Genomic DNA, 11433 nt, shown 5'->3' on the forward strand with positions numbered 1-11433 from the left:
GCACCGGCCCCGAGAGGGGACCGGTGCCACTACCGGATCGGCGGAGTGCCCGGGTGGCTGCCGCGGCTACGGCAACTGCCAGTCCACCGGCTGGGCGCCCTGGCGGAGCAGGAGTTCATTGGTGCGGCTGAAGGGGCGCGAGCCGAAGAAACCGCGGTCCGCCGACATGGGCGAGGGGTGCGCGGACTCGATGGCCGGGAAGTCGTCGAGGAACGGCCGCAGATTACGGGCGTCACGTCCCCACAGCACGGACACCAGGGGCTTGCCGCGCGCGGCCAGCGCCCGGATGGCCTGCTCGGTCACTTCCTCCCAGCCCTTGCCGCGGTGCGCGCCCGGTTTGCGGGGTGCTGTCGTGAGCGCCTTGTTCAGCAGCAGCACGCCCTGGCGCGTCCACGGCGTCAGATCGCCGTTGGACGGCCGCGGAAGCCCCAGGTCCGTGTGCAGTTCGCGGAAGATGTTCTCCAGGCTGCCGGGCAGCTGACGCACATCGGGGGCCACCGAGAAGCTCAGACCCACCGCCATCCCGGGTGTCGGGTAGGGGTCCTGACCGACGATCAGGACGCGTACGTCGTCGAAGGGTTGCTGGAACGCGCGCAGGACGTTCGCTCCGGCAGGCAGGTAGGTGCGGCCGGCCGCGACCTCCGCACGCAGGAAATCGCCCATCGCGGCGATGCGGCCGGCCACCGGGGCAAGCGCCTCGGCCCATCCGGACTCGACTACTTCGTTCAACGGTCGTGGTGCCACAACACATCACTCTACCGGCGTACACGCTCCGCCCCCGACGGGCGGTGGCGCAGGTCGTCCACACCCCCGGTCCGGGTCCGAGGAGCTGGGGATAGGCTGCCGCCGTCATTCCTCTTCTCCCTGGAGCCGGTTCATGAGCTCACGCAGGCATTCGCCGGTCAGCAGCGGTGTCGGTGTGCGTCCGGGCGCGGAGGCGGGTGCGTCGGGGCCGTTCGTGCTCGGCGTGGACTCGGGCGGTTCCGGGCTGCGGGTGGCGCTGGGCGTCCTCGACAGGTCCGCGGCGGTGGGTACGACAGTTTGCGCCGAGCCGGTACGCACCGGACCTGCGGGCATCGACGCGGGCCATCTGCTGGAACAACTGCTGCCCGCCGCCCGCCTGCTGCTGGAGCGGCACGGCAGCGGCAGCGCCGAAGCGATCACCGCCGTGGCGATCGGCGCCGCCGGTATGGCGACGCTCGGCGGGCAGTTGCGTGCTGAACTGCCCTTGGCCCTGGAGCGGGCGCTAGGGGTGCGCCGACTGGCTCTCGCCGCCGATGCGGTGACCGCGTACGCGGGTGGGGTCGGCCAGCGTCCGGGGGCGGTGGTCGCGGGCGGCACGGGCCTGATCGCGCTGGGTACGGATCTGACGAACTGGCGCCGGGCCGACGGCTGGGGGCATCTGCTGGGTGACAGCGGTAGCGGTGCCTGGATCGGGCGGGCCGGTCTCGATGCGGCGATGCGCGCCCATGACGGGCGGCGCGGCGGGTCCGCCCCGCTGCTGGCCCGGCTGGAGGCCGTGTTCGGACCGGCGCCAAAGCTGCCGGGGCTGCTCTATCCGCGTACCGACCGGGCTGCCGTGCTCGCCTCGTTCGCGCCCGAAGTGGCCGCGTGCGCCGGGCACGATCCGGTCGCCGCGGGCATTCTGCGCGAAGCCGCCGGACACATCGCGGAGGCGGCCGCGGCGGTGTGCCCCAAGGCCGGAGCCGACGACGAACCATGCGAAGTGGCCCTGACGGGCGGCCTGTTCCGGATGGGCGATCCGCTGCTCGTACCGCTGCGTGAGGAACTGTCCCGACAGGTCCCGCAGGCACGGCCGGTCCCCGGTTCGGGTGATCCGCTGGCCGGGGCGCTGTCCATCGCCCGGGCGTTGGCCACCGGCGATCTACGGCTGCCCCGCCATCCGACGCTGCTCCACGTACCCGGTGAAGGGCCCGGGAAGGAGCCGGGACAGGCGCCCGGATAGGTACCGACAGAGCAGGACAGTCGGCCAGTAAGCCTCTCATCGGATAAAAGCGGACAGATGACGCCCGACTGCCCCCTCCCCGAACGGAGGGGTACCCAAAACCAGTAGCATGCGGCGCCATGAGCACCCCCACTGGGCCCGCTTCCGGCCTGCCTGTACGAATGCCGCGACCTCGCCAGTCCGGACGGCACCGCCGCCCGGAGCCCGTGGTCGCACCCGAGGGCGCTGCCGCGCTCGTTCTCGCCGTTCCCGGTACCCCCTCTTCGGCCACGCGGAGCCTGGCCGAAGAGGTGATCAGCATCGCCCGTTCCGAGCTGCCCGGTCTCAATGCCCGGATCGGCTACCTCGACGGCGACGATGCCGAGTACCCGACGCTGTCGTCCGTACTCGCCCACAGCGCCGCCGAGCGCGTCGCGCGCTACGAGCAGGCGCTGGCCGTCGGCCGTGAGGTCGCCGAGCCCGAGGGGCCGTCCGCCGTCGTGGTGCCGCTGCTCGCGGGGCCGGACAGCGCCCTGATCCGACGCATACGGCAGGCCGTGATGGACAGCGGCACGCAGGTCGAACTGACCGATGTGCTCGGCCCCCACCCGCTGCTCGCCGAGGCGCTGCACGTACGGCTCTCCGAGGCCGGTCTGGCCCGCGCCGACCGTGCCAGGCTCTTCACCGTGGCGACGGCCGCCGACGGCATCGTGCTGGCCACGGTCGGTGGCGAGGAAGCCGTGCAGGCCGCCGGGATCACCGGCATGCTGCTCGCCGCCCGGCTCGCCGTACCGGTGATGGCCGCCGCACTCGATGTGGAGGGTTCCGTCGCGTCGATCGCCGAGCAGTTGACGGGTTCCGGCTCGGCGAAGCTCGCGCTCGCTCCGTACCTCGTCGGCCCCGAGGTACCCGAGGGGCTGCTGGACGCGGCCGCGAAGGAGGCGGGCTGTGCGACGGCCGAGCCGCTCGGCGCGTATCCGGCGATCGGCAAGCTCGTGCTGTCGATGTACACGACGGCGCTCGGCATCGCGCCGGCCGCGCCGCAGGGTGTGCAGGCACACTGACCCGGTGCCGGGGTGCCCGGGGCCCTTCGTCCGGATCGCGCCGGGCTCGCGGGCCCTGGCGGCGCGCGTGCCCTCGATCGCCGGACGGGCTTGAATCTCCTGGCCCGCCTGGCGGTCGCGCGGTGCGTGGCGCGGTGGTGCCGTGATCTCAGGCGAAGATCACGCAGGACGCGGCCGGGGCCTCCAGTGCGCCCGCGTGGTGCGGAATGCCGGTCGCCGGGTCGACGGCGAACCAGCTGACGTTCCCGGACCGCTCGTTGGCCGCGTACAGCCATCGGCCGGTGGGGTCGAGCGCGAGGTCGCGCGGCCAGTGCCCGCCGCAGCCCACGGTCGTGACCAGGGTCGCCTGCTCGCCCGTCGCGTCGAGCGCGAGGGCGGAGATGCTGTCGTGCCCGCGGTTGGCGGTCCAGAGGAACCGTCCGTCGTGCGAGACGACCACCTCCGACGGGTACGTCACCGGGTCCGTGCCGCCGGTCGGCTCCTCGGGCAGTACGGAGGTCTCACCGACCGGTTCGAGGACTCCCGTGGTGGCGTCCCACCTGCATGCGGTAACGGTCGGTTCGAGTTCGTTCAGGACGTAGGCATGGCCGCCCGCGGGGTGGAACGCCAGATGGCGTGGGCCGGTGCCCGGCCGCAGGGTCGTCTTGCCATGCTTCTGCAGCACCCCGGTGGCAGGGTCGAGTGCGCAGATCCGTACGGAGTCGGTGCCGAGGTCCACGCTGAGCACCCAGGTCCCGGAGGGGTCCGGCAGCACCTGGTGGGCGTGCGGGGCCTGCTGGCGGCCGGGGTTCGGACCGCTGCCCTCGTGCCGGAGCACGGTGGTGACCTCGCCGAGGGAGCCGTCGGCCCGCACGGACAGGGCGCTCACGCTGCCGGAGCCGTAGTTGGCGGTGAGCAGATGCCCGCCCGCGAGCGCGAGGTGGGTCGGACCGCTGCCCTCGACCGGTCGGATCTCGCCGATCGGCTGCGGCACATCGCCGGTGATGTCGAGGGCGGCGGCCGCGCCGTGCTCGGTCTCACTGACCGTGTAGAGCACCCTGCCGCCCGGCCCCGGTCCGTGACCCAGGACGAGATACGAGGGATCGGGGACGGTGTCCGTCGCGCCGAGGACCGTCAGCGCCCCGCTCTCCCGGTCCACGGCGGCGACGGTTATTCCCCGCCCGCCCGCCGAGGTGAACGACCCGATGAATGCCCGCCCCGCGCCGTTGCCGCTGCCCACCGCACTGCTTGTCATCGCACTGCCCCTCTTCGCCGAGTGACCACGGCCGTTCGCGCCGCCGTGATCTTCCGGGGGCGACGGTAGCAGTCGGCCCTTCGAGGTCTAGACCAATACCCTCGGCTGTCGGCGGGCCTCGGGGCGGCCTCACACACATATCAGCGGGGCGCGCGGATCGCTGCGCAGCGGGGTGGCGAGTTCGACGAGGGCCCGCTCCAGACCGTGCAGATGGGCGAGCGCGGGTTCCGCGAGGGCCCGGTTTTCCGGGACGCCCGGCGAACTCGCCCGGTCCGGCAGGTCCGGGGCCGTCAGTGCCTCCACGGCAGCCTCGACGCGCCAGCAGGCGGCGGCGAGGCGGGCGTCGTGGGCCGCTTCCGGATCCGCGGCGACAAAGGCCAGTCCGCGCACCTCCCGGGCGCAGGTGTCCAGCAAGCCCGAGTACCTGCCGGGCACGGGCCTTGCGGGCGCGCAGCGGACTCAGCGGGTGCGCCAGCGGGGCCAGGGACAGCCGTACCCGTCCGAGGAGCGCCTCCAACTCGACGAGGTGAGCAGGGAGAGGGCGACCGCGGAGTACAGCTCGGGCCGTTGTCCGGGCAGTGTATGGAGGAACTGCGTGGTGAAGAAGGCCATGAACGCGGTCCGTCAGGCGCGGCCGCAGGTCAGCGCCGTACTGACGCCCCCGGGGTCAGCAAAACGTCAGCACGAGCACGGAGTCAGTACATGGCAGCCAGGACCCTCGCACGCGGCATGGGTACACATCGCGCCCCGCCTGGGGCCGCGCAAGGTGGGTCGGGTGGTGCTCGACAATCTCGCCGCGCGCGACGGCTCAGGCGCCGGCCGGAATTTGGCTGGACCTCCGCAGGGGAACGGCAAGTTCAAGCAGGGCCCGCTCCAGCGCATGGAGGTGGGCGAGCACCGGTTCGACGCCCGCAGGCTCCGTAGCCGTCGCGTTGTCGAGTCGGAGGTCCCGCCCGAGGGTCGGCGCATCAGTGAGGGCCTCGACGGCAGCCTCCACACGCCAGCAGGCTGCGGCGAGCCGGACGTCGTGCGAGGCCTCCGGATCGGCAGCGACGGAGGCCAGGCCGCGCACCTCGCGTGCGCAGTCGTCGAGCAGCGCGAGCACCTGCCGCGCCCGTCGCTTGCGGGCCTTCATCGGGTTGAGCGGATGCTCCAGCGGCGCAAGCGACAAGCGCACCCGGCCGAGGATCGCCTCCATCTCGACAACGCGCTGGGGTGGGTCGGCGTCCTCGCTCCCGGCGAGCCGGGCGGCGACCTCCGCCGTGCACGTGTGCATGCACCGCAGCGCCCGCTCCACCCACGCCTCAGTCACCGCGTGCGTGGTTACCGGCAGCACGAACAGCACCGCTAGTGCGGCACCGAGCGCCCCGACCGCCGTCTCAGCCACCCGCAGCATCAGCAGACCCACGTCGAGCACGCCGAGTAGCCCGTACAGCATGCTCGCCATCACGGTCACGGCCAGCATCATCCAGGTATAGGAGACAGCGGCGGTGTAGAAGATTCCGAACACGCTCATCGCCACCACCACGGCGGCCACGACCGGCTCATGGTGCAGGGGTACAGCTACGGTGAAGCCCAACCCGATCCCGAGCACGGTCCCCACGAATCGCCTGAACCCGCGCACGACGGCCTCGCCTCGCGAGGTCGTGGCCACGAACACCCACCAGGTGGCGCCGACCGCCCAGTACCAACGCTGATCGGAGAGCACCTGCCCCACCGCGAGCGCGAACCCCGCCCCCAACGTCGCTTGCACGGCCTGCCGCGTCGTGATCCGACCGAGCCCCGCTGTCCCGGCAGGGAGGGCGACTGCCACGGGTACCGCCAGCCGCCGCTCGTAGCACCACACCCCGAACCGCACCACCGACGACGCGATGAGCGACAGCAGCACGGCCGCGTACAGCTCGGGCAGCTGGCCGGGCACGGTGTGCAGGAACTGGGCAGAGAAATATGCCATAAAACCGAACACGCCCAGCGAGTGCCCGCGAGGTCCCCACCGCCGCGCGTACACCCCCGCCCCCACGACGGCGAGGAACACCAGGTCGCGCGCGACGGGCACATCGTGCAGCACGGCGGCGAGCGTGAGCACCGGGAGACCGACGACGGGGAGAAACGCGGTCGTGGCCGCCTGCTCACGCACCGTCGGGTCGGTCACCGTGAACAGTGCGAGCAGCGCGGCCAGGCCACCAGTGATGGCCGCCACCAGCGAGTGCCCGGCCGCCCCGCACAGCGCGACGGCGAGCCCGATGCCGAGCACAGCTCGGGACGCGAACCGCAGCCGCATCTGCCCCGGATCGTGTGCAACGAACACCCTCTTCAGCAAGTTACCCCGCCCTTTTTCGCCATAGACCAGCGCAGACATGAGAAAGGCGCCGCAGAGATCCCGGAGGCCCGCAGCGCCATTGACAGGCCTATCTCAGCATCTGGCGGGCTGATGGTTCAACTGATGCCCAATCCATTGGACCAATGGCTCAAAATGGCTTCACCTTGCCCGGCCGCAGCAGAGCCAACGGACCAACCTCACGCGACACCGGCGCGCGAACGGCAGGCACCGCCCCAGAACCTCCACCTGATCACTGCAGCTTCTGCTGCCGAACCCAGGCCGTCACCTCGGAAACCTTGAACTGCGACCGTGGGGACCAGCGGTACAGCCGTTGGCGCTAAGGACTTGATCACGGCTATCAGCTGCTGGTCTCGGCGTTCGGGTTGGATTGGGCCTGGAGTCGTTCGCGCAGGTCGATCTCCTCGGGTGGTGAGCGGTTCCCCGGGCCGGCGGATGCGGACGGGCTTGGGCCGCAGCCGCAGGCCGTCGTCCACTGCGGTGGCTTCGGCTTCGGCGAGCGCCCGGTAGAGCGAGGCGACCGAGGGCGACTTACCCGCGTTCTTCCCGACCTTGATGGTGAGCTTCTTCGCGATCTCGGAGACAGGGACTCCCTTGTCCTTCAGCGCGACGGCGAAGATCAGCATGTCGTCGTCGATGACCTTCGGGCGCCCGCCGTGGTTGCCCTTGGACGCGGCGATGACCTGGCCTTCGAGTGTCTTCTCCCGGATGTAGTTTCGCTCGATCTGTCCGGCTACGGCGAGCACGGCGAAGAACATTGCGCCCATGCCGTTGGGGTCGTAGATCCCGGTCAGAGGGCCGGTGAGGAGTTCGAGCTGGATGCCGCTGGCCTGGAGCTCGGCGGACAGCGTCATCAGCTCGGCCGCGTTCCTGGCCAGACGCTTGAGCTCGTGCACCGTGAGGATGACGGGTGTCTCGGGGGCGGCCTCCTTGAACTGGTGGGCCAGCCCGAGCGCCTTCTCCAGTTCCGGCCGGACCTTGACGCGGGTGCTGATCTGCTCCTTAAAGACCTTGTGGCACTCGGCGCGGTGGAGGGCTTCGAGCTGGCTCGCCAGCTCCTGCCGGGCGGTCGACGTCCGGGCGTACCCGATGCGGACCGGTCGCTCGGTGCGGGGTACGGGCACAACGGCAAGCGCCGGGCCCTGCTTCCACGCGCGGCCGGGGAGCCGGTCGGCGGGGACGGGGATCTCCAGTTCCTCGCGGAGCGCGGGGACGAGGACGAAGCGCGGGGTGTGGTACTTCGCGGCGGTCTTCCCGCCTCGGGTGCGGCAGGCGCTGCCAGCGGGCGCGTCACAGTTCGGGCAGTTGTGGCGTTCTACCGCCAATGCGGCCTGATCGGGCGTGAGATCCATGACGGCAGCCTCTCAGAAGTGCCTCGCACAACACGCCGGTTTCGAGAGGACTTCTGCGAACGGCGACCTGCGGAAACGTGATCATTCCGGGGCCTGTCGCAGAACTCTCACAGATGACCGTTTGTGCGAGTCACTCGGCGTCAGGGTCGGTGTTGAAGTAGGCGTCGATCCGGCTCGTGTCGCCCGTCGTGACGAAATGGCGGGCGATGGCCGAGACCGAGCGGGAGAACATCCGGGAGTCCACCCTCGAAGGCCTCGATACCGCCGCCCGCAAGGGCAAGCACGGTGGCTGGCCACCGGTCATCACCGACGACATGCTCCATACCGTCATCCGCCGCCGGACGGCAGGCGAGTCCGTCGAGGGGATCCAGCCCGACCTGATCATCCCCACCGGCAAGCGCAAAGGGCAGAGCCCTTCCGTCGCGAGCATCTACCGGGCCCTGGCCGAGCACCACAAGGCCCAGGCTCGAGGCAGCCCAGGCCGACTTCGCGGCCCTACGCCAGCGGTCAGCGCTCGCGCCCACCAGCTCGTAGAGAGTCGCTACTGACCGATCCGATCCTCCCCAAGGACCTCAACCGAGCGGAGGAGCTGCGGCGGGGAGGAGACGCTGAATGGGTGATGGCCTTCCGCTCCCGTCCGGCGTTGAACCGCGTATGACCCACCCTTACGAGCAGGACCTCGGCGCCCTCTACCTGACCCGCGCTCCGGCCCACCTGGACGACGATGACGCCGCCCTGGCGCTGATCGCGCACTGCCCCGACATCAGCGCCGCCCGTATCAAATACGGGCTCGCGTGGCGAAGAACGCGAACAGCAGCCGGCCGGGCCGCTACGTCCTACTTCTCCTCCGGCTCCCAGGCGCGGAGCAGGTCGAGCAGCCCTGCGTCTCCGTCAACGTGCAAGGAGGCGGCCGGGATACGGTCGTACAAGTAGAGGACCAACTCACTGGCCGTGCCATGGACGGAGGCGCCGGCTACGTCCGAGTCCTCGTCGGTCGCGGCAGTGTCCGCGGGGATGCGGGTGACGCGTGCGCCGTCGCCGTCGACCGTGAGGCGCCAGGAGCGGCCCTCGGCGGCGTGGAAGTCGAAGGCCGTGGGCTTGTGCGGCCAGGCACTCGGCGTCGCGCAGACGGTGAACAGGAACTCCTCCACACCGTCGAGTGCCACCTCGACCGGCAGCGGCTGCGAGGCGCCCCCGGCGAGCTGGGCGTCGTACGTGTGCACCGCGGTCTCCTGGGCCCGGTGCCGGGCGATACCGCCGGAGGTTTGCGGTGACTGCGACGCAGGCCACCACGTCCAGCTACCGCTCTCCGGTCCTGCCTCGCGCAGGGCGCTCACCAGAAGCTGCGTCGACGCGGCCAGCCAGGCCAGCAGGGCCTCACGCTCCCGCGGCACTTCCAGAGCGGCGCGCGCAGCGGTGGCCTCGGCCGGGGGAGCGTCGGCAGGCCCCGCGCCGACGATGGCGGCCCAGAAACGGTCTCCCCCACCCAGGTGCTTCACCAGATCGAACAGCGTCCACCCGGGGCAGGTCGGCACCTGCACATCGAGGCTGGGAGCGGCGGCGACCGCGGCGCGGAAGGCGCCCGACCGTTCGTCGATGAGTCGCAGCAGGTCAGGGAAGTCCAGAGTGTTTTGCACGCCGGATGTCTATCACTGCGCCCCGTGCGACCGCACGCGGATTTTCACAGCCGACGCGGCGGGCGCGCGGCACGGGCCGCGCACCCTCGGATGGCGCGGTGCCCTGCTCTCATGCACAGCATCGGTCGAAGTCGCCCGATCGGGGATTCCCGTTCGACCAACACCCCTCGACATCGGAACAACGACAACAGCCACTGATCTCTGAGACAACCCCCAGGCACGGCAAAGGCCAGTTCGCGGCAGGCCTTGCCTGCAACGAGGCCGAGGCGCTGCCACGGCCTGTCGGCGGGCGGCCCGCGGAAAACGAGTTGCTCGCGGGCCGTGGCCTCGATCATGATCGCCTGCATGGACCTGTAACGGCTGCCACGTAGCAAAGCCAATCTGTCGCGCGGTTGACCCCGGAGCCTGACGACTCGGCCCCGAGGCGATGACTCGCGCCCTCGTGTGCATCCGTCATATCCCAGGAGCCGCAGCCTCGCCTGCGAGAGCTCCTGGTCAGTCCTGAAAGCAACCACATCCATGAATACTGACCGCAAGGCCCTGTGGGCCGTGCGTGAGTCCGCGCTGCCCACCGTCGTACGCCCCTGCCCGGACTGCTCCGGCAGCCGGCACCGTCCCTCGGGCAAGATCCGTGTCAACGCGAGCGGCAAACTCCTCGACGTCTGGCTTCTCCTGAGCTGTGCAGGGTGCGACCGGACCTCGAAGGTGCCCGTCCACGAGCGCGTCCACGTCTCGTCGCTGGAGCCCGCTCGCCTGGTGGCGTACGAGAACAATGACCCAGCCGTGGTACGGGAGCTGACGATGAGTGCGTCGCTGGCCGCGAAGAACGGATACCGCCTCGACTGGACCGGTACGTGGGAGGTGGAGACCCGCACGCCCCTCTACGCACTCGACGACCCGGCACCGTTCAAGGTCCTGGTCAGCTTCGAGCTGCCCGCGCCGGTCCGGGTCGAACGACTGCTCATGCTCGGGCTCGGTCTCAGCCGCAGTGGGGTACGACGCATGGTCGGGGACGGGCGTATCCACCTGCCGCTGGCCCTGGACGCCAAGGCGCATCGTGACTTCGAGCTCACCATCCACGATCTCGGTTCCGTCGATGCTGCGAAGCACTCGAAGCTCCTTGGCGCTCCGACCGACGTGCGCACCGACCTGAGCCGCGTCGGGTTGCACGACACGCCGCAGCACGTGTCGCGATCGGCGGCGGGAGCGTAAGAGCGGGGCAGCAGGGCCTTCTGGACAGCCTGTTGGTGTAGACAACCTTCGAGCTGCCAGGAGGCCCTGCTCTGTGCGGCACCAGCCACAGTCACCCGATCGAGACTCCCGTTCGACCAACACCCCACAGGATCGGAACGGCAACAGCCGCTCAAGATTCGCTGTCGCAGGTCACCTGTGCAACGCCACGGGGCTGAGTGTGCCTCATGTGACAGAACGCCTGATTTCTCTCTGACCAGCGAGTTCAGGTTGACAACCCCAGATAACGATCGCCCTCGGCAGCGGGGAACTCGCGGTAGCCGTAAGCGTCCCGGATCTCCCACGCGTGCTCGTACCGGTGTTCTGCCGCCTGGCCCGGTACGCCGCGAACTCCTCCGGCTCGACGTCGAGCTGCTCGGCTGCGAACCGCACCACCGCGGCCGGTACGACGGACAGGTCTTCGGTCGGGAACACCCCGAACATCCGCACACAGCCCCACTGCACCGCCCACCCCAGCCGGTTCGCCGGAGCCCGCTTCGCACCGGCCAGGGCGAGCGCCTGCGCGTCCAGGCGGAAGAACTGCTCCAGCTCACCGGGAGAGGGCACGGCAGCGAACCGGCCGAAGCGGGAAACCTGATCATCAGAGAGGAAATCAACTGGCATGACCCGGAC

At 70.5% G+C, this 11433-nt stretch carries 10 protein-coding genes and 1 pseudogene; 4 read left to right on the forward strand and 7 right to left on the reverse strand.

Translation table 11 applies throughout. From position 1 onward, the window contains the following. Positions 1-66: 66 nt before the first annotated feature. Positions 67-744 carry a uracil-DNA glycosylase gene (locus OH735_RS03290; protein WP_406379292.1) on the reverse strand — a complete coding sequence of 226 codons (678 nt, stop codon included), beginning with the start codon at positions 742-744 and terminating at the stop codon, positions 67-69. Between the two features lie 133 nt (positions 745-877). Between OH735_RS03290 and OH735_RS03295 the strand changes: the two genes are divergently transcribed. Together OH735_RS03295 and OH735_RS03300 are read left to right on the forward strand one after the other, a co-directional pair. Then, entirely contained in the window at positions 878-1966 is a 1089-nt protein-coding gene (locus OH735_RS03295) for an N-acetylglucosamine kinase (protein ID WP_406379294.1), read from the forward strand. A gap of 119 nt (positions 1967-2085) precedes the next feature. Then, complete coding sequence (locus OH735_RS03300) at positions 2086-3009, forward strand: sirohydrochlorin chelatase (protein ID WP_406379296.1); 924 nt, start codon at positions 2086-2088, stop codon at positions 3007-3009. A gap of 148 nt (positions 3010-3157) precedes the next feature. Here the strand turns inward: OH735_RS03300 and OH735_RS03305 are convergent, their stop codons facing one another. From OH735_RS03305 to OH735_RS03320, 4 genes and pseudogenes are all read right to left on the reverse strand, one after another. Then, positions 3158-4243, reverse strand: coding sequence for a lactonase family protein (locus tag OH735_RS03305; protein WP_406379298.1), 1086 nt, complete (start codon positions 4241-4243; stop codon positions 3158-3160). A 129-nt stretch (positions 4244-4372) separates the two neighbouring features. Then, a pseudogene (locus OH735_RS03310) lies at positions 4373-4784 on the reverse strand (FUSC family protein); the annotation flags it as partial. A gap of 267 nt (positions 4785-5051) precedes the next feature. Continuing rightward, positions 5052-6563: an FUSC family protein gene (locus OH735_RS03315; protein ID WP_406379301.1), complete on the reverse strand. Its 1512-nt coding sequence runs from the start codon at positions 6561-6563 to the stop codon at positions 5052-5054. Positions 6564-6760: 197 nt separating this feature from the next. After that, a complete protein-coding gene (locus OH735_RS03320; RefSeq protein ID WP_406379303.1) occupies positions 6761-7933 on the reverse strand; it encodes a recombinase family protein in 1173 nt (390 codons plus the stop codon). A 176-nt stretch (positions 7934-8109) separates the two neighbouring features. On the opposite strand from OH735_RS03320, the gene OH735_RS03325 reads away from it, so the two are divergent. Continuing rightward, on the forward strand, positions 8110-8481 hold the full coding sequence (locus OH735_RS03325; protein WP_406379305.1) for a hypothetical protein: 372 nt from the start codon (positions 8110-8112) through the stop codon (positions 8479-8481). Between the two features lie 288 nt (positions 8482-8769). Here OH735_RS03325 and OH735_RS03330 read toward each other — a convergent pair whose 3' ends face one another. Then, positions 8770-9570 (reverse strand): maleylpyruvate isomerase family mycothiol-dependent enzyme, encoded by an 801-nt coding sequence (locus OH735_RS03330; RefSeq protein WP_406379307.1) that lies wholly within the window; start codon positions 9568-9570, stop codon positions 8770-8772. Between the two features lie 519 nt (positions 9571-10089). Here OH735_RS03330 and OH735_RS03335 point away from each other — a divergent pair. Next, positions 10090-10782, forward strand: a complete 693-nt coding sequence (locus OH735_RS03335; RefSeq protein WP_406379309.1) for a DUF1062 domain-containing protein — start codon at positions 10090-10092, stop codon at positions 10780-10782. Between the two features lie 204 nt (positions 10783-10986). On the opposite strand, the gene OH735_RS03340 is transcribed toward OH735_RS03335, so the two are convergent. Then, positions 10987-11424: a DUF4158 domain-containing protein gene (locus OH735_RS03340; RefSeq protein WP_406379311.1), complete on the reverse strand. Its 438-nt coding sequence runs from the start codon at positions 11422-11424 to the stop codon at positions 10987-10989. Between the last annotated feature and the right edge of the window lie 9 nt (positions 11425-11433).

The sequence above is a fragment of the Streptomyces sp. NBC_01618 genome (assembly GCF_045209435.1).
Taxonomy (GTDB): Bacteria; Actinomycetota; Actinomycetes; order Streptomycetales; family Streptomycetaceae; genus Streptomyces.

Coding starts and splice junctions, on each gene's coding strand:
- OH735_RS03295 (WP_406379294.1), top strand. CDS start 878: ATGAGCTCACGCAGGCATTCGCCGGTCAGCAGCGGTGTCGGTGTGCGT.
- OH735_RS03300 (WP_406379296.1), top strand. CDS start 2,086: ATGAGCACCCCCACTGGGCCCGCTTCCGGCCTGCCTGTACGAATGCCG.
- OH735_RS03305 (WP_406379298.1), bottom strand. CDS start 4,243: ATGACAAGCAGTGCGGTGGGCAGCGGCAACGGCGCGGGGCGGGCATTC.
- OH735_RS03320 (WP_406379303.1), bottom strand. CDS start 7,933: ATGGATCTCACGCCCGATCAGGCCGCATTGGCGGTAGAACGCCACAAC.
- OH735_RS03335 (WP_406379309.1), top strand. CDS start 10,090: ATGAATACTGACCGCAAGGCCCTGTGGGCCGTGCGTGAGTCCGCGCTG.
- OH735_RS03340 (WP_406379311.1), bottom strand. CDS start 11,424: ATGCCAGTTGATTTCCTCTCTGATGATCAGGTTTCCCGCTTCGGCCGG.